This is a genomic window from Modicisalibacter tunisiensis (assembly GCF_020148005.1).
GTDB lineage: Bacteria > Pseudomonadota > Gammaproteobacteria > Pseudomonadales > Halomonadaceae > Modicisalibacter > Modicisalibacter tunisiensis.
In genome coordinates this window covers 1777021-1793004 of the sequence record NZ_JAGXFD010000001.1, presented here as the reverse complement: position 1 = coordinate 1793004, position 15984 = coordinate 1777021, and the positions used below count along the sequence as shown (strand labels likewise).

At 64.3% G+C, this 15984-nt stretch carries 19 protein-coding genes and 1 tRNA gene; 16 read left to right on the top strand and 4 right to left on the bottom strand.

Annotated elements, in window-relative coordinates:
- The first annotated feature begins 108 nt into the window (after positions 1-108).
- Entirely contained in the window at positions 109-1755 is a 1647-nt protein-coding gene (locus KGQ91_RS08385; protein ID WP_224420752.1) for an acyl-CoA dehydrogenase family protein, read from the top strand.
- A gap of 3 nt (positions 1756-1758) precedes the next feature.
- On the opposite strand, the gene KGQ91_RS08380 is transcribed toward KGQ91_RS08385, so the two are convergent.
- Positions 1759-2367, bottom strand: coding sequence for a LysE family translocator (locus KGQ91_RS08380; RefSeq protein ID WP_224420751.1), 609 nt, complete (start codon positions 2365-2367; stop codon positions 1759-1761).
- 730 nt (positions 2368-3097) lie between these two features.
- Between KGQ91_RS08380 and KGQ91_RS08375 the strand changes: the two genes are divergently transcribed.
- Both KGQ91_RS08375 and KGQ91_RS08370 read left to right on the top strand, forming a co-directional pair.
- The gene (locus KGQ91_RS08375) at positions 3098-3466 is read left to right on the top strand and encodes a type II toxin-antitoxin system RelE/ParE family toxin (RefSeq protein ID WP_224415515.1); all 369 of its coding nucleotides are present in this window, start codon (positions 3098-3100) and stop codon (positions 3464-3466) included.
- On the top strand, positions 3463-3786 hold the full coding sequence (locus KGQ91_RS08370; protein ID WP_129139280.1) for a helix-turn-helix domain-containing protein: 324 nt from the start codon (positions 3463-3465) through the stop codon (positions 3784-3786). The genes KGQ91_RS08375 and KGQ91_RS08370 overlap by 4 nt, the downstream gene beginning before the upstream one ends.
- Here the strand turns inward: KGQ91_RS08370 and KGQ91_RS16800 are convergent.
- The gene (locus KGQ91_RS16800) at positions 3776-4717 is read right to left on the bottom strand and encodes a DUF2726 domain-containing protein (RefSeq protein WP_224415516.1); all 942 of its coding nucleotides are present in this window, start codon (positions 4715-4717) and stop codon (positions 3776-3778) included. The genes KGQ91_RS08370 and KGQ91_RS16800 overlap by 11 nt on opposite strands.
- Positions 4718-4815: 98 nt before the next feature.
- Positions 4816-5100: a helix-turn-helix domain-containing protein gene (locus tag KGQ91_RS08360; RefSeq protein ID WP_224415517.1), complete on the bottom strand. Its 285-nt coding sequence runs from the start codon at positions 5098-5100 to the stop codon at positions 4816-4818.
- Between the two features lie 124 nt (positions 5101-5224).
- Between KGQ91_RS08360 and KGQ91_RS08355 the strand changes: the two genes are divergently transcribed.
- The 12 genes from KGQ91_RS08355 to KGQ91_RS08300 all read left to right on the top strand — a co-directional run bounded on the left by KGQ91_RS08355 (position 5225) and on the right by KGQ91_RS08300 (position 14660).
- On the top strand, positions 5225-5431 hold the full coding sequence (locus tag KGQ91_RS08355) for a helix-turn-helix domain-containing protein (RefSeq protein ID WP_224415518.1): 207 nt from the start codon (positions 5225-5227) through the stop codon (positions 5429-5431).
- Complete coding sequence (locus tag KGQ91_RS08350; RefSeq protein WP_224415519.1) at positions 5428-6105, top strand: hypothetical protein; 678 nt, start codon at positions 5428-5430, stop codon at positions 6103-6105. Before KGQ91_RS08355 ends, KGQ91_RS08350 begins: the two co-directional genes overlap by 4 nt.
- Before the next feature lie 371 nt (positions 6106-6476).
- Positions 6477-6794 carry a hypothetical protein gene (locus tag KGQ91_RS08345; RefSeq protein WP_224420750.1) on the top strand — a complete coding sequence of 106 codons (318 nt, stop codon included), beginning with the start codon at positions 6477-6479 and terminating at the stop codon, positions 6792-6794.
- Between the two features lie 14 nt (positions 6795-6808).
- On the top strand, positions 6809-6907 hold the full coding sequence (locus KGQ91_RS16850; protein ID WP_224415521.1) for a tail virion protein G7P-2: 99 nt from the start codon (positions 6809-6811) through the stop codon (positions 6905-6907).
- 103 nt (positions 6908-7010) lie between these two features.
- Complete coding sequence (locus KGQ91_RS08335; RefSeq protein ID WP_224420749.1) at positions 7011-7286, top strand: major coat protein; 276 nt, start codon at positions 7011-7013, stop codon at positions 7284-7286.
- A gap of 71 nt (positions 7287-7357) precedes the next feature.
- The gene (locus tag KGQ91_RS08330; RefSeq protein ID WP_224420748.1) at positions 7358-8827 is read left to right on the top strand and encodes a hypothetical protein; all 1470 of its coding nucleotides are present in this window, start codon (positions 7358-7360) and stop codon (positions 8825-8827) included.
- Positions 8828-8829: 2 nt separating this feature from the next.
- Positions 8830-9180, top strand: coding sequence for a DUF5455 family protein (locus tag KGQ91_RS08325; protein ID WP_224420747.1), 351 nt, complete (start codon positions 8830-8832; stop codon positions 9178-9180).
- Positions 9180-10247 carry a zonular occludens toxin domain-containing protein gene (locus KGQ91_RS08320; protein ID WP_224420746.1) on the top strand — a complete coding sequence of 356 codons (1068 nt, stop codon included), beginning with the start codon at positions 9180-9182 and terminating at the stop codon, positions 10245-10247. The genes KGQ91_RS08325 and KGQ91_RS08320 overlap by 1 nt, the downstream gene beginning before the upstream one ends.
- Positions 10228-11487: a hypothetical protein gene (locus KGQ91_RS08315; RefSeq protein WP_263478948.1), complete on the top strand. Its 1260-nt coding sequence runs from the start codon at positions 10228-10230 to the stop codon at positions 11485-11487. Before KGQ91_RS08320 ends, KGQ91_RS08315 begins: the two co-directional genes overlap by 20 nt.
- Positions 11484-12239 carry a TraX family protein gene (locus KGQ91_RS08310; protein ID WP_224420744.1) on the top strand — a complete coding sequence of 252 codons (756 nt, stop codon included), beginning with the start codon at positions 11484-11486 and terminating at the stop codon, positions 12237-12239. The genes KGQ91_RS08315 and KGQ91_RS08310 overlap by 4 nt, the downstream gene beginning before the upstream one ends.
- 73 nt (positions 12240-12312) lie before the next feature.
- A complete protein-coding gene (locus KGQ91_RS08305) occupies positions 12313-13611 on the top strand; it encodes a hypothetical protein (protein ID WP_224420743.1) in 1299 nt (432 codons plus the stop codon).
- Between the two features lie 2 nt (positions 13612-13613).
- Positions 13614-14660, top strand: a complete 1047-nt coding sequence (locus KGQ91_RS08300) for a phage integrase (protein ID WP_224420742.1) — start codon at positions 13614-13616, stop codon at positions 14658-14660.
- A 13-nt stretch (positions 14661-14673) separates the two neighbouring features.
- Here the strand turns inward: KGQ91_RS08300 and KGQ91_RS08295 are convergent.
- A tRNA-Leu gene (locus KGQ91_RS08295) sits at positions 14674-14760 on the bottom strand.
- Positions 14761-14915: 155 nt separating this feature from the next.
- Here KGQ91_RS08295 and queA point away from each other — a divergent pair.
- Complete coding sequence (queA, locus tag KGQ91_RS08290) at positions 14916-15956, top strand: tRNA preQ1(34) S-adenosylmethionine ribosyltransferase-isomerase QueA (protein WP_224420741.1); 1041 nt, start codon at positions 14916-14918, stop codon at positions 15954-15956.
- The last annotated feature ends 28 nt before the right edge of the window (positions 15957-15984 follow it).

Genomic DNA, 15984 nt, shown 5'->3' with positions numbered 1-15984 from the left:
GAATGGCAGCACGGCCGTGGCCCCAGGAGGAACGTCGATTGACCCGCTGCCCGCCCCGGCCCATGCTCAGTCCATCGGCCGTTTTCCGTGCGCCCGTGGAGTCCCGCCATGACCGATCGCGCCCCGCGCCGCCAGCTCGCCACCCACCGGGTGGACAACCAGCCTCCGCCCCCCGGCGACCGCGATCTGTTCGCTCTCGACCGTCCGCTTCAGGATACCCTGGCCCGCGAGGCGCCAGACTGGGTCGCCCGCCGCCTGCGTCCGCTGGGCGCGGCCGTGGGCAGCCGCGCGGTCCAGGCGCTCGGCGAGGAGGCCAACCGCCACCCGCCGGAGCTTCGGCCGTTCGACCGCTACGGCCGGCGTCTCGACGAGGTCCGCTACCATCCCGCCTATCACCAGCTCATGCACCTGGCCTTCGACAACGGCTGGCACGCCGTGGCCTGGGAAGAGGAGGGCCGCGGCGGTCATCAGGCGCACGTCGCCGCGCTCTACCTGCTGACCCAGGCCGAGCCCGGGTTCTGCTGCCCGGTGACCATGACCCACGCCGCCACGCCGGCGCTGCGCCAGGCGCCTCGCGTGCACGACGAATGGCAGGCCCGGCTGCTGGCCTGGGACTATGACGAGCGCGCCGTGCCCGCCCGGGAAAAGCCCGCCACGACCCTGGGCATGGCGATGACCGAGAAGCAGGGCGGCAGCGATGTGCGCGCCAACTCGACCCGCGCCCGACTCGTCGGCGACGGCTACCGCCTGACCGGCCACAAGTGGTTCTGCAGCGCGCCGATGTCCGACGCCTTCCTGACCCTGGCCCTCACCGAGGCGGGGCTGGGCTGCTTTCTGGTCCCGCGCTTCACCCCCGACGGCGAACGCAATGCCATCGAGCTCCAGCGCCTCAAGGACAAGTGCGGCAATCGCGCCAATGCCTCGGCGGAGATCGAGTACCGCGAGGCCTGGGCCGAGCCGATCGGCGAGCCGGGTCGCGGCATCGCCACCATTCTCGAGATGGTCCAGCAGACCCGGCTGGACGCCGCCACCGCGCCCGTGGGCATGATGCGCCAGGCGCTCGTCGAGGCCTGGGACCATGTGCGCCAGCGTCAGGCCTTCGGCAAGCCCCTCGCCGAACAGCCGCTGATGCGCCGGGTGGTGGCCGACCTGGCGCTGGAAACCGAGGCCGGCCTGGCGCTGGTGCTGCGCGCCGCCCGCGCCTTCGACAGCCCCGACGACGAGCGCGAAAGGCTGCTCGCTCGCCTGCTGCCGACGCTGGGCAAGTACTGGCACAACAAGCGGGCCCCGGGCTTCATGGCCGAAGCCATGGAGTGCCTGGGCGGCATCGGTTACGTCGAGGAATCGCCGCTGGCGCGGCTCTACCGGGAGGCCCCGGTCAACTCGATCTGGGAGGGCTCGGGCAACGTGATCTGCCTGGACGTGCTCCGGGTACTGCAGCGTCACCCGGCCTGTATCGAGGTCCTGCGCGACGAGCTCGCCGCCGCACGCGGCCTGTCGGCCGACTATGACCGGGCCGTGGCCGCCCTGGTGGCGACCCTGGGCCGGCCCGCCGAGGCGCTCGAGGCCGAGGCCCGCTGGCTGACCCAGCGCCTCGCCCAGTGCATTCAGGCGTCGCTGCTGCTGCGGCATGCGCCCAACGAGGTCGCCGAGACCTTCTGCCGCAGCCGGCTCGGCGAGGCGGTCAGCCCGGCCTATGGCGTGCTGCCACTCGATGCCCCGCTCGACACTCTACTGGCCCGCATCGAGTCGTGAGCCTCAGCCGATCAGCACGCGCAGCGCCAGCGCCAGCAGCAGCACGCCGGTCAGGCGGTTGATCCAGTGGGCACGCGCCTGCAGCCAGGGCAGCACCGCCGAGTGCGACAGCGCAACCGCCACCAGCACGTACCAGAGACCATCGATCAAGGCGGCCGTGGCCACGATCAGCGCCTTGCCGGCGATGCTCATGTCGGGGCTGACGAACTGGCTCAGCAGGGCCACGAAGAACAGGATCAGCTTGGGGTTGCCGAGCGCGACCAGCACCCCGTCGCGGGCCGCCTGCAGCGGATCGGTGACCGCCGCCTGCGCCTCGAGTGCGCCGCCCCGCCCGGCCTGCAGCGCCTTGATGCCCAGCCATGCCAGGTAGGCGGCGCCGCCCCAGGTGATGATGCGAAACAGCACCGGCTCCTGACTGACCACCGCCCCCAGTCCCCAGACAGTCAGCAGGGCATACAGGCCCACGCCCAGGGCATGGCTGAGCCCCGCGACGACGCCCGGCGTGCGTCCGCCGCCCAGGGTATGACGCAGTACCATGGCCAGGCTGGGCCCCGGCGACATGGCCCCCATGGCACAGACCGCCGCCAGGGACAGCCAGAGTGTCAACGGCATGATTCTCTCCTCGGCTCACAGGAGCCTCGATCATACTGCCTGGCGCGTACCGGCGTCAGCCGATCAGGGGGCGAGCAGAGCCGGGCATGGCTCTTCCGGTGTCGTTTGCGGACATAAAAAAACCGGCGCCCGAAGGCGCCGGTCAAATTACAGGGATGCTGGGATGCAGCAGGCTCGATTCTACGGAGTGAACGGCATTGTCAATGCGCCGAATTGGCGAAGTTTATCGATGTTAATTATGGTAAAAGCCCAATGAAAAGGGCCTTGAGATTCAATAAGTAACAATCAAATCTCACGAAAGCCTCGAAGACAAGAACAGGAAAAACGGAAACACCAGGAATGCTATTCCTGCCGCTTTCTCGCCGAGCAAGGAAGAGAGTGGCAGGCACCGCAACCGCCGCAACCCAAGCCGGAATACGCACCACCGACTGGCAAGAGCCGTGGACATTTTGTGGACACTGAGGGGAAATACAGAGAAACCAAGCCAAGGAGGGAACCGCTAAGTGCTTGATTTCATGGTGCCGGTGGTCGGACTCGAACCGACACGCTATCGCTAGCGGCGGATTTTGAAGGGTATCCGAGGCCGGTCTTTGTCTGCCTACGACTGAAAAATCAGTGGTTTGCAGTGGCCGGAATCGCCTTCTAGCGCCTTTGTCGGGCTTGGGCGTGGACACAATGTGGTCACATTCCATGCGTTGCCGTCATACCCATCTAGGTATAAACTGCCGCCATGGATTCGGAGGATGCCATCAAACCGCTCTACTGGGTTGCCAGCAGCAAGAAGGACCTGCTTGCCATGCCGGAAGACGTTCAGGATGTCTTCGGCTACGCGCTCCATCAGGCGCAGACCGGCAACAAGCACAGCCAGACCAAGCCGCTCAAGGGTTTCGGTTCGGCTGGCGTCCTCGAGGTGGTCGAAGACTACCAAGGTGACACCTATCGCGCCGTCTACACGGTTAAGTTCCAGGGTGCCGTCTACGTCCTTCACTGCTTTCAGAAGAAGTCCAGCAGCGGGATCGCCACTCCCAAGCCCGACCTGGACAAGATCCGCGATCGGCTCAAGGCCGTCGAACAGCACCTGAGAGGTTCCTCGTCATGATCGACATCGAACAAGGCAGTACCAACGTCTATGCCGACCTCGGTCGCAATGACGCCGACGAGATGCTGATCAAGGCTCAGTTGGCCACCAAGATCGCCGAGATCATAAAGCGTCGTCGTCTTACCCAGGCCAAGGCCGCCGAGATCGTCGGGATTCCCCAGCCCAAGCTTTCCGGCCTGCTGCGTGGTCAATTCCGCGGGATCAGCGAAGCCAAGATGCTCGACTGTCTCGCTCGTCTGGGTCGTGAGGTCCGTATCGTCGTTGGCCCCTCGCGTCCTCGTTCCAAGCCCGGTCACGTCGAGGTCGAGTTCACCGGATGATCTCGATACGCTTCTCGGTGTGATTGATCTTCATCCGCTCCAGGCGAATACCCGCCACTTCGCAGGCTCGATTCAGAATTCTGTCGCGCTTCTTTCGATCCGGCCGCTCATGACTTTGGTCATCCAGTTCCAGCACGCACTTCACTTTAAAATCTTTCTTCTCGCATAACACATAATCGAAGTGCCACTGTGAAATCTGCCGAAATAACGATTTATATTCCTTTGTCCAACTAAAATACTTTTTCGTATTTGGTTGAATCAGATCCACCACTCGCACTTGGCAGAAAATTCGATAACGGTCACCATAGGCCTTTTCCAACACCCTATATACTTGACGTTCGGAGGGGGACATCAGGTGGGTACGGGCAACATAGGCTCCGCCTTGGTCCATCAATTCTTCGGAGTAGTTGCGATCACTACTGGGCTCGGACTTATTCTGCTTATAGAGATCGTAGATATCTTCGTCGGCTGACTCCTGGGCCGACTCTTTCCCCTTAGGCTCAGGGTCTGGATCAATCGTCGGCTCTTTCCTCGACTCTTCCTGCCATCCCTGTTTGAACTGCTCCCATTCCCTTCGCAGCTCAGCCCCTGCCGTCTTTCCATCCGCAGCGCGGGCGGGCTTGGGGTGGCTGGTAAGGCGCCTTTTTAGCCCCCATTCCATGGGCTCCCATACCGTAACGATTGCAGCATAAACAACAATAGTGACCACCACGAATCCTATAAAGGGGTATTCCTGCACCAAGACTACAGGCAATACCAAGGACGTTTTCAGCAATAGCAGAATAGCGACTATCGTAATGACTGCGCACAATGCCAGCCTAGCCTTAAAAAATCGCCCACCAGCACCCAGCCAAAGACTAAACCAGGTGCCTGTTGCTGATGCAAAAATCAATATCATTACTGAGTTGAGAAATTCACCGATTGGATCCACTTAGCTTCCCCTCGCGCGCAACCTATTATTACTTATGTCTTATATAATTACCCACACCTACCCACCCTTCACATACCAACTATCCACAACCCGCTTGGCTATTCGGTATCCGTTCCCGTCGGCTTAAAGTCTTTGCGTGCCCTCTCTATCTCTGGGCTTATCTGGCCCAGTGCTTCGTTCACCTGATCCGTCATTAGCCAAAGCGTGTACTTCGGCCACTGCGTACATATCGCTTGCAACAGATCCCCTTTTGGTACTCGCCCGGTCTGCTCGATACCTATCAGCGTTTTCTTAGGCACACCAATGAGTTCCGAAAATTCAGCGCGCCCTGAGGTCTCCGCTTCTCGGATCAACCGGATTTTTTGCGCAAGGTTATTTGACATGTGCCCTACTCTGGGTATACTTCCCAATAGGCTGTGCTCATTTTTGAGTCTACCTGTTTTAGAGCCCAGCCACTGCTGTTTCCTCAAAAAAGCCTAACACAGACCTACAAAGGCAGGTGACGAGATGGATCAACCCCAAGCGCCCCAGGTCCCGGCCCACGTGCCACTGATGACCCTTGAGCGTTTCGCCGAGCTCTCGGGCCTCACCGTCGACACCGTGTACGGCCATATCCGTCGCGGCTACCTCCCGGCCGTGAAGGTGGGCCGCTACCGTCTCGTCAACATCGCCCTGCTCCAGACGCAGTGCCTGCAGGCGGAGGACTGGTCATGATCACCTTTCCTCCCTGCCACGGCGATTCCGGTATCCACACCGTCTATCAGATCGTCGTTGATGGCGAGGTTCGTGGTGTCATCTACCACTCGCCTCTCGATCACTACGTCGTCCGCTTGGACGACCACCGCGACGCCCAGGGCGATGCCCGGCTCACCGTCAACGAGTCCGGCCCCCTCATCGGTGGCATGCTCCCCGGCTCCCTGCCTGGCTTCACCACCCTCGACGACGCCATGGCCTGCGTTCTGGCGCTGTTCGATGACGCGCCCCAGGGCGATCCGCGTATTCCTGCTCGCGCTGATTCCTGCGTCGCTTCCCACGTTCCCAGCGCTTCGGCCTCCGTGGTTATCCCCATCCCGTTCCCGACGTCCACCGGGGCCGCTTTTTATTCCCAGGCGCTTACGCGTCCACTCCTGGATGCGCAGCGCGATTCGCACACCCCCCACCACGAGGAACACCCAATGACCACCGGCAAGAAACAGCCCGTTCGTGTGTTCCTGGCCCAGGGCGACCACTCGCGCTTCCTGGTCCAGGCCGGCACGCACCGTCTCACTCCCTCGGCCCTGGGCGAACTGCTGATGCAGGACGGCCTGTCGCGTCTGGAGCGCGGCGATCTGACTGCCCTCGGCCTCGGGGCTGACTCAGCCACCCCGCGACCCGACTCGGGGCTCTGAGATGTTGTTGCCTGCCCGTCACCCGTCGCCCGTCGGTCGCACGGCTCCCCGAGTCGGCACCGGCCCCGCCGTCACACCTCGCGCAGCGACGGTTGACGGCGGGGTCGGGGGCGACTGCCGTGCGGATCGACCGACGGGCACGGGGGCGCGGCAGGGAAACGCCTGCCCGGAGCCCCGAGCCTTGAGGGAGCGGGGCGCGCGGTGTCTGCAAGGCCGCGACTACGGCCACGCCGCGCTCCTCTACGCCCAGGCAGAACACCTGACCCGGATGCTCGACCCCGACGCACCGGACCTCGCAGAGCTAGCCGTGCTCGCTCACCACTGCCAAACCCGTGCAGCCCAGCACACACGCTGAAAAGGAACTGAAGACCATGATCAACACCATCCAGGCTCGCGTTCTCGGCGCCATGCGCTACTCCATGGACGGCGGCATCAAGGGCGCCAAGATCACCTTGATGAACGAAGCCGATCCCGACAACGAGAACCGCATCGGCCACGAAGTCATGACCATCTCCGCGCCCTACGAGATTCTCGACCAGCTGCGCGCCCACGCGCCCAACATGCCCTGCAACCTCGAGATCGACGCCGAGATGCGCGTCTCCCAAGGCAAGATGACCATGCACGCCATCGCCGTACGCAAGCCCTCTGCGACCGGCCATCCCAAGGCCGACGTCAAAGCCACCAGTTAAGCGAATCCCGAGCCATGGACGCTGACCAGTTCACCAGTCTGTGGCTCCTGGTTTATTGCATCGGGCTCGTTGCCGTTTTCGGGCTCGGGGCAATAAAGGGGGGCCAACGATGATGACCGTTCCCGAGCTCATCGGCTCCCTGATTAGTGCCTACGCCCTCGGTTGGGTGTGGGGAACCTCAATGCTTGCCTTCAAGCGCTTTATGGAAGTCTCAACATGACCATCGCAACCCAAGCTAAGCAACGCATCGCTCACGTTCGTGCCACCCTCGGCCGCAAGTCGCTCGCCATGACCGCCGGGGCCGGTGCCCTGGTCGTCTCCGGCTTCGCCTCCGCGACCACCAGCGATCCCTCCGCCGCCTCCCAGGCGTTCAGCGAGCTGCAGTCCCAGGCCAGCGACATGGCCAGCCAGGCATGGCCCGTCGTCACCGCCATCGTCGGCTCGCTGCTGGCCATCGGCCTGTTCAAGAAGTTCGCCAACAAGGCCACCTGATCGGCCTCACGCCACGAGGGGGCCCCACCGGCCCCCTTCTTCGTTCCACCCCCGGTACCGAGACTCCCGCCATGATTCGACGCCTTTTGTTCCTGGTTGCCCTGGTGCCGGTGATCTTTTTTCTTTCCGTATCGGATGCGTCTGCAGGTATAACCAACCAAACTCAGTCCGACAATTCACAACTTTACTGTACGTATTCTTCGGCTCTTGCTGGAAGTATGTCTTTATTGGAAGGCCGGTCGTATTTGCAAAGCTCGCCTTGGTGGATTCGTGGCATAGGTGTTTTGTATTCCGGTCCTGATGACCGTTGCTCTGGTGGAAATTATTATGTTGTAGCCGTTGATTATTCGTATGGTATGACGAGTGATGTTGAAACGGGAATTGCGGATGGCTCCATTTCCAGTCCTGTTTATAACTACGTGTATTCGGATGAGGAATGCCAATCCGAATACGGCCACGCCACCGTTCTCAAGGGCGAGCTCGAAGCCCCGCCCTATAACACCGGCGCCTGCTCGCTGACACCCTCCGGCAAGGGGGTCGGCGTCTGTACCACCACCAATGCCAACGGCGATACCGCGCCTGACGGTCAGTGCTACCTGACTGGTGATTTCACCGCCACGTCGACCGGCGAGGTCAACACCCTGGACAGCGGCAGCAATGTCGAATCCGGCGGCGAACTCTCCGACGCCTTCACCGAAACCACCGACCCGTCCTCCTGCTCGGGCGGCTACGTCGGCTCCGGGGGGTCCTATTACTGCTATTCCGGCGATGCGGCCGATATCAACGTCGGCGCCTTCGACAGTGCCGGCAATCCGATCACCCTGGACGACCAGGGCGCCTACGACGCCAACGGCGACCCCATCACCGTTACCGACGGTGCCTATGACGCCAGCGGCGATCCCATCGAGGTCGGCGGCGGCCTGTCCATCGGCGGGGGTAGCTGGGGGGATGCCGGCAGCGGCACCGACGCCGGCTCGGGTACCGATTCAGGAACGGGCACTGATTCCGGCTCGGGAACCGGCACCGATTCCGGCAGCACCGATGGCACCGACACCGGCACCGGCACCGATCTGAGCGGCGTGCTGGATGCCATCGGCGGCGTGAAGGCATCGATTCAGGATGGCTTTCAATCGCTGGTCGACACCTTCACCAGCACCGACGGCGCGCCCACGGAAGACGCCGTGCGCGCCGACTTCGACGGTCAGGGCATCGGCGACGAGGTGATGAACGATCTCACCAGCCAGAACGACACCACCCAGGGCGACCTGAACGACCGTTATCAGACGTTGTTCGAGGATGACGGCAGCATCATTGGCCAGGCCGTCGGCGCGGTGCGTGACACCGTGACCGGCTGGATGCCCACCCTGCCCGGCGGAGGCACCTGCACCCCGCTGACCTTCGAGTTCAACGGCCACGTCATGACCATCGAGTGCCGCGTCTTCGATCTCATCAAGGCCGCGCTGTCGTGGCTGCTGTTCTTCTTCACCACCTACCAGATCACCATGATGGCCCTGTCCTATCGCAACGGGGCGGAGGGATAAGCATGGGTGCCATTCTCGCTCGTCTCGCCCGCCTTCTGGTCCCCGCGCTGGAAGCCCTGCTGCTCAACTTCGGCAAGCTGTTCCTGCGCTTTTACTTCTGGTTCAAGGTCGCCCGCTTCGGCCTGTTCCTGGTCAAGGTGGGCGTGGTCCTCGGCCTGATCACCGCCATGGCCAGCGGTATCGACGCCCTGGTCCAGGGGCTGTCCGCGTCCATGCCCGCGCTGCTCGCCGACGGCATCGGCCGCATCCTGCCCGACAACTTCGCCGCCTGCGTCTCCGCCCTGGTAATGGCCAAGTTCTTCGTGTGGGCCTTCTCCATCAAGGATCGGCTCGTCAATCTCGGGGGGATCTGATGGCCGTCTACGTCGTCACCGGCAAACTCGGCGCGGGCAAGACTCTGGTCGCCGTCGGCAAGATCAAGGACAAGCTCAACCGGGGCTGCAAGGTCGCCACCAACCTGGATATCCGGCTCGACAAGCTGATCGGGCCGACCGCCAAGCAGACCCGTTTCTACCGCATTCCCGACAAGCCCACCCTGCCCGATCTCGAGTCCATCGGCCGGGGCACCGAGAGTTACGACGAGGCGAAAAACGGCCTGCTGGTCCTCGATGAGTGCGGCACCTGGTTCAACGCCCGCAGCTGGAACGACAAGAGCCGTCAGGACGTCATCAACTGGTTTCTCCACGCCCGGAAATTGGGTTGGGACATCATCTTCCTGATCCAGGACCTCTCCATCATGGACAAGCAGGCCCGCGTCGCGCTGGCCGAGCATGTCGTCTACTGCCGTCGCCTGGATCGTCTCTCGCTGCCGTTCATCGGCTCGCTGTGGTCGCTGTTCGCCGGCGGCAAGGTGCCCATGCCCAAGCTGCACATGGGCATCGTCAAGTATGGCGATTCCCCGACCTCGCTGGTGGTCGAGCGCTGGACCTACACCGGCCGTTCGCTCTATCCGGCCTACGACACCAAGCAGGCGTTCTCCGATCACTACCCCCACGGCACCTACACCCAGCTGCCGCCCTGGTACACCCATGGCCGCCTTCGCGTGCCCCGCGATCTGAGGTTCGTCATGACACTGACGCGCATCTACTGGAAACGCTTCAACCGCCCGCTGCTCGCCCTGGTCGGCTTCGCTCTGGGCATCGTGCTGACCACCTCGGTGCTGCTCGTCGATCAGGTCGACGCCCGCGCCGACAACGCCCCCACCCCGGCCACCGCGCCGGTCGATCTCACCCACTTCGCCGACTACCGCATCACCGGCTATGCGCGCCTCGGCGACACCACCACCTACCGCCTTCGTGATGGCGACAACCGGCCTGCCACCAGCGACGACCTCGCCCGTCAGGGGCTACGTCTCGTCCCGGTGGACGCCTGTCACCTCCGCCTCGAACAGGGAGCCGATCATGTGCAGATCACTTGCTAGCCGCAGCGTTGTCGGTGTTGTCCTCGCCCTGCTGTCGGCGATGGCCTACGCCGTCCCCATCGAAATGCAGGACGCCAGTGTGCGAGATTTCGTACGCTGGTATTCGGAAAAAACGCACACCGCGCTCGCCCTCGATCCCTCGGTGGACGGCACCCTGACCGTCTACGCCCCCGACGTGGCCGATGACGAGTTGCCCGCCTTCTTCCGCGGCGTCCTCGAGGCCCACGGCTATCAGATCGTCCCCGGCGAGCCGCCCACCGTGACGCCCACAGCCCCCGGCGAATTCACCCAGGCCCTGGACACCGGCCCGCGCACGCCCCAGACCACCACCATTCTGCGCTTCGATCATCTGCGCGCCGCCGACGTCACGCCGCTGGTCGATGCCTTCCTGAACCGTCGCACCGCCGCCGCCCAGGGCAACGCCGCCAGTCAGGTACTCCCCGCCGCCAACGCCCTGCTGGTCAACGGCGATGAAAAGCGCATTCAGGCCCTGCAACGCCTGCTGCCGCGCATCGACGTCACCCGGCCCCAGGTGCTGATCCGCGCCATCCTGTTCGAGACCAATGATGGCGACACCTTCGACCTTGGCGTGGCCCTGGGACGGGCAAGAAGTGGGGCCGGGCTCGCCGGGGGCGTGAACACCAACAACCTCGGCTCGAGCCTGTCCACCCCCGGCGGCTCGTTCGGCATCTTCGACGGCAACGTCCTCGCGCTGGCCGTCAACGCCCTGGAGCGCAACAGCCAGGCCAAGGTCCTGTCCACGCCGCAGATCCTCACCCTCTCCGGCAAGGCCGGGCGCATCTCGGTGGGGCAGAACGTGCCCTTCGTCACCGGGCGCGTCACCGGCCAGGCCGCCAGCGTCGAGAACCCCTTTCAGACCATCGAACGCCGCGACGTCGGGGTCAGTCTCGCCGTCACCCCGGTCGTCACCGGGGCCGGGCTGGTGATCATGGACGTCCAGACCCAGGCCGACAGCCTCTCGGACTCGCTGGAGGCCAGCGACATCATCACCAACCAGCGCAGCATCACCACCACCGTGCAGATTCGCTCCGGCCAGACCGTGCTCCTGGGCGGGCTGGTCAGCGATGAAACCAGCCAGCAGACCTCCGGCGTCCCCGGCCTGTCGTCCCTGCCGCTGATCGGCCGGTTGTTCGAGAACACCTCGACCAGCGCCCAGCACCGCAAGCTCTACGTCCTGCTGCAAGCCACCGTCCTGCCCACCCTGGAGGCCACCTCATGACCACCGCATCCACGGTTGATACCGCCGTCCTGTCCCGTCCCGATGCCGCCCGCAATGCCTGGGTGCCGCTGGCCCAATGGCTCGCCCTGGTCACCATGACCGTCGAGCATGCCTGCCGCTTCCTGCTGCCGGCCGATGCCGCCGTCACCCCCTGGGCGATCACCGCCGGGCGCGTCGCCTTCCCGCTGTTCGCCGGGATGGTCGCCTGGCACGCCTGCCACAACACCCGCGACCCGCTGCGCTATGCCGGACGCATCCTGCTCATCGCCCTGGCCGCCCAGCTGCCCTATCTCGCGGTGCAATCGGTCGATCGGCTCAACGTCTGCTTCACCCTGGCCGCCGGGCTGCTCACCGTCGCCGCCATCCAGCGCCTCGAGGACGTCTGGTACCGCTATTCCGCCGCCCTGGTCGCCGTCGTTGTCTGGCTGCTCGTCGGCGATCACTTCGAGTACGCCCACCTCGGCCTGCTGCTGGTGCCCGCCTTCTGGGCCGCCTTCCACTACCGGGGTCATCCGCTGCCGCAACTCGCCGTGCTGGCCCTGGGCGCGCTCATCAATGCTGGGGCCCTCAACGCCACCGTCAGCCTGGCCACCGTCGCCGCGCTGCTCATCCTCAGCCAACGCCCTACGCTGCCCAGTCTGCCCCGGCTCAGTGCCCCGCCGCGTGCGCTCTGGCTCGCCTGGTATCCGGGTCACTTCGCCCTGCTCGCGCTGTGGATCGGGCTGTATACGCTGGCGAGACCCGCCCTGTAGCACGTCTCGCAGAGTGACAACGACCACCGCGATTACTGGCCAATAACGATCATTACCGGACACAGGGTTTTTTATGAATCACCGTTGGGAACGCTATTCACGGGAATCACTGCAACGTGGCGAACAGGATGCACGCGGGACGCTGTTCATCAGTCCCAAGGGACAGCGCGAACTCGATGGCATCCGCCTGCTCAACGCGGGGGTCGACACCGTCCGCCAGCTCTACACCGGCAAGCCCTGTCTGGCCCACTTCGATCACATCATCAGCGCCTATCAGGAAGGTCGGGGCGCCACCCTGGTGCTGTTCGATCACGTCTGGTCGGTGGGGGCCGGGGCGGCCGGCTCGGGCTTCCGCTACCGCCTGCAGAACAACGACCTGGGCGTCATCGTCTTCCTCCAGGCCCGGCACACCAAGGTCGACACCCTCGGCACGCACGTGAAGGTCGAGCTCTCGCCCCACTTCATTCAGGAGCGCAGCCCCGACCAGTGTCAGGCGTTCATGGACACCATCGCCGCCCACCTGCTGGCCCATGCCGAGCCTCACGGCTGCGCCGTGCATCTCGCCCTCGACGTCCAGGGCTGGCAGCCACCCCGCGACTTCATGGAACGCTTCGTCACCCGCTCCAAGCGTGTCACTAAGCTCAACGGCCTGTCCGATCTGGAGATCACCAGCGGCGAAGTCGCCGCCCAGTACGCCTACGGGCAAAGCTACCTGTTCGGCACCGCCGGGGCCCTGCAATGCGCCCTCTACAACAAGACCCGCGAAGCCCACCGCCGCGACAAGCTGCACTTCTGGCAGGGCATCTGGGAACAGGCCAGCGGCGACGATCCCCTCGACACCCCCTACGATCCCGACGCCGACGTCTGGCGCATCGAGATGCGCTTTCACCAGTCCGTGCTCCGCGAGTTCGCCCAGGGCGTGCCCTGCAACGTCGACACCGGCGAATCCCTCGACATGGGCCACGGCTTTGCCCGCTTCACCGACACCGTGCCCCACCTCACCGGCCTGTGGCGTTCCGCCCTGCAGAGCTACCGGCTGGATCACTGCCGCAACCTCATCGACCCCGCCTGGCAACTGTTCCAGGACGACGCCCGGTTCTACGCCCACGCGCCTCACTTCCTCTACAAGCGCAAGCGCAAGGAACCCGGCCTCGGCAACGAAAAGAACGTCTGCCTGGCCTTCGGCAACCTGCTCTCGATCTACGCCCGGCAGGGCTTCCGCACCCATGAAGCCATCCGGTATCTGCAACGCTCCGGCATGTGGGACGACCTCGCCGAATACTACCGCCGTCGCGGGATCGGCAAGGACGAGTTCCGCCAGCTGGTCGAGCAACGATTGATCGAACGGCGACTCCTGGGGAGAGCCGCTTAGGCATGGGCATCAGGAAGACCAAGACGGGATGGTGTGTCGATATTTGGCCCCATGGCCGCGATGGCAAACGGATACGCAAGACCCTGCGCACCAAGGCCGAAGCCAAGCGCTTTGAAGCCTACGTGTTCGGCAAGGCTGCCTCCGGAGAGCCCTACCAGCCCAAGAAGCGGGACAATCGTCGCCTGCGTGAACTCATTACCCTCTGGTACGAATTTCACGGCGTCTCGCTCAAGGACGGCAAGCGCCGCCTGTCACAGATCAACGCCTTGGCCGACATGATGGGCAACCCCATCGCCCGAACCATCACCGCGATGGACGCGGCTCGCTTTCGTCAAAAGCGGCTTGCCGACGGCATTTCGCCCAGCACGGCCAATCACGATCAGGCGCACCTTCGGGCCGTTTTCAACAAGCTCATTCGCCTCGGTGAATGGGACCAGGGCAACCCCTTCGCCAGCATTCAGCCTCTGCGCCTGGACGAAAGCGAACTCGCCTACCTCACGGAAGACCAGATCGACCGGCTCCTGACCATTCTGGAACGCCGCCCCAATCAGGACGCCGCGCTGATCACCCGGCTCTGCCTCGCCACCGGCGCACGCTGGTCGGAAGCACAGTACCTTCGCGCCGAAAATCTGCGGGACGGTCGCGTCACCTTTGTCGCCACCAAGAACGGCCGCAACCGGACCATACCGCTCCCCCAGGGCCTCTACTACGCCCTGGTCGAGCACGCCCCCAGGATCGGCCGCGTCTTTCCCACCACGGGATACAATCCGTTTTCGGACGCCATCAAGGAAGCCGGCATTCGGCTGCCCAGGGGGCAACGAACTCACGTACTCAGGCACACGTTCGCCAGCCACTTCATGATGAATGGCGGTGACGTATTAACCTTGCAGAAGATCCTGGGACACCAGACGATTCAGATGACCATGCGCTATGCGCACCTATCCCCGGACCACCTCGCCGACGCCATCAAATTCGCGCCGAAGGTCCGTAGACAGAATGTAGACACATCAGAAAAAGAAGAAGAACCAAGCCAAGGAAGGAACCGCTAAGTGCTTGATTTCATGGTGCCGGTGGTCGGACTCGAACCGACACGCTATCGCTAGCGGCGGATTTTGAATCCGCTGCGTCTACCAATTCCGCCACACCGGCAGCGGGGCAGAATTATACGGGTCCTCCCCGCCGCGTCAATGACGGGACTGACTTCGCGGCGCGTCTCGACTATCATGTTGCGCCGTTTCATTCATGCGCCGCCGCTTCGGCGACGCCCCGTGACTCCCGATTACCGGCCTTCGTGGCGAGCTTTCATGCAGCGTTCCGACTTTCATTTCGACCTCCCCGAGGACCTGATCGCCCGTTACCCCAGCGAGCAGCGCAGCGACTGCCGCCTGCTGTGCGTCGACGCCGAGTCGCAGACCCTCGCGCACCGTCGCTTTCCGGACCTGCTGACCCTGCTGGCGCCGGGCGACGTGGTGGTGTTCAACGACACCCGGGTCATCCCCGCGCGACTCCATGGCCACAAGACCAGCGGCGGGCGCGTGGAGATGCTGCTCGAGCGCCCGCTGGACGCCCAGCGCGGCCTGGCGCACCTGCGTGCCAGCAAGTCGCCGAAGCCGGGCACCGAGCTGATCTTCGAGGGCGGCATCCACGCCGTGGTCGAGGGGCGCCGCGATGCACTGTTCGAGCTGCGCTTCCTCGGCGATACCCCGCTGATCGAGCTGCTCGAGCGCCACGGCCACATGCCGCTGCCGCCCTACATCACCCGCGAGGACGAGCTGTCCGACCGGGAGCGCTACCAGACCGTCTACGCGCGGCGCCACGGCGCCGTCGCCGCGCCCACCGCCGGGCTGCACTTCGACGAGCCGCTGCTGGCCGCCATGCACGAGCGCGGCATCGAGACCGCCTTCGTCACCCTGCACGTCGGCGCCGGCACCTTCCAGCCGGTACGGGTCGATGACATCCGCGAGCACCACATGCACAGCGAATGGCTCGAGGTCGACGAGCGGGTCTGCGCACAGGTCAACGCCGCCCGCGCACGCGGCAATCGGGTGATCGCCGTGGGCACCACCAGCGTGCGCTGCCTGGAGACCGCCGCGGCCGGCCGCGAGGACGGCACCCTCGCCCCCTATCGCGGCGAGACCGACATCTTCATCTATCCCGGCTATCGCTGGCGCTGTGTCGACGCCCTGGTCACCAACTTCCACCTGCCGGAATCGACGCTGGTGATGCTGGTCAGCGCCTTCGCCGGCCACGAGCTGACCCTGCGCGCCTACCGGGAGGCGGTGGCCGAGCGCTATCGTTTCTTCAGTTATGGCGATGCCATGTTCCTGACCCGCAAGGCACCCTGACACGCCGTCCCGAGCGATGACCGCCTTC

Excerpts from the sequence above, each read along its gene's own strand:
- KGQ91_RS08385 (WP_224420752.1), top strand. The coding sequence starts at position 109 with ATGACCGATCGCGCCCCGCGCCGCCAGCTCGCCACCCACCGGGTGGAC.
- KGQ91_RS08380 (WP_224420751.1), bottom strand. The coding sequence starts at position 2,367 with ATGCCGTTGACACTCTGGCTGTCCCTGGCGGCGGTCTGTGCCATGGGG.
- KGQ91_RS08375 (WP_224415515.1), top strand. The coding sequence starts at position 3,098 with ATGGATTCGGAGGATGCCATCAAACCGCTCTACTGGGTTGCCAGCAGC.
- KGQ91_RS08370 (WP_129139280.1), top strand. The coding sequence starts at position 3,463 with ATGATCGACATCGAACAAGGCAGTACCAACGTCTATGCCGACCTCGGT.
- KGQ91_RS08360 (WP_224415517.1), bottom strand. The coding sequence starts at position 5,100 with ATGTCAAATAACCTTGCGCAAAAAATCCGGTTGATCCGAGAAGCGGAG.
- KGQ91_RS08355 (WP_224415518.1), top strand. The coding sequence starts at position 5,225 with ATGGATCAACCCCAAGCGCCCCAGGTCCCGGCCCACGTGCCACTGATG.
- KGQ91_RS08350 (WP_224415519.1), top strand. The coding sequence starts at position 5,428 with ATGATCACCTTTCCTCCCTGCCACGGCGATTCCGGTATCCACACCGTC.
- KGQ91_RS08345 (WP_224420750.1), top strand. The coding sequence starts at position 6,477 with ATGATCAACACCATCCAGGCTCGCGTTCTCGGCGCCATGCGCTACTCC.
- KGQ91_RS16850 (WP_224415521.1), top strand. The coding sequence starts at position 6,809 with ATGGACGCTGACCAGTTCACCAGTCTGTGGCTCCTGGTTTATTGCATC.
- KGQ91_RS08335 (WP_224420749.1), top strand. The coding sequence starts at position 7,011 with ATGACCATCGCAACCCAAGCTAAGCAACGCATCGCTCACGTTCGTGCC.
- KGQ91_RS08330 (WP_224420748.1), top strand. The coding sequence starts at position 7,358 with ATGATTCGACGCCTTTTGTTCCTGGTTGCCCTGGTGCCGGTGATCTTT.
- KGQ91_RS08325 (WP_224420747.1), top strand. The coding sequence starts at position 8,830 with ATGGGTGCCATTCTCGCTCGTCTCGCCCGCCTTCTGGTCCCCGCGCTG.
- KGQ91_RS08320 (WP_224420746.1), top strand. The coding sequence starts at position 9,180 with ATGGCCGTCTACGTCGTCACCGGCAAACTCGGCGCGGGCAAGACTCTG.
- KGQ91_RS08315 (WP_263478948.1), top strand. The coding sequence starts at position 10,228 with ATGTGCAGATCACTTGCTAGCCGCAGCGTTGTCGGTGTTGTCCTCGCC.
- KGQ91_RS08310 (WP_224420744.1), top strand. The coding sequence starts at position 11,484 with ATGACCACCGCATCCACGGTTGATACCGCCGTCCTGTCCCGTCCCGAT.
- KGQ91_RS08305 (WP_224420743.1), top strand. The coding sequence starts at position 12,313 with ATGAATCACCGTTGGGAACGCTATTCACGGGAATCACTGCAACGTGGC.
- KGQ91_RS08300 (WP_224420742.1), top strand. The coding sequence starts at position 13,614 with ATGGGCATCAGGAAGACCAAGACGGGATGGTGTGTCGATATTTGGCCC.
- queA (WP_224420741.1), top strand. The coding sequence starts at position 14,916 with ATGCAGCGTTCCGACTTTCATTTCGACCTCCCCGAGGACCTGATCGCC.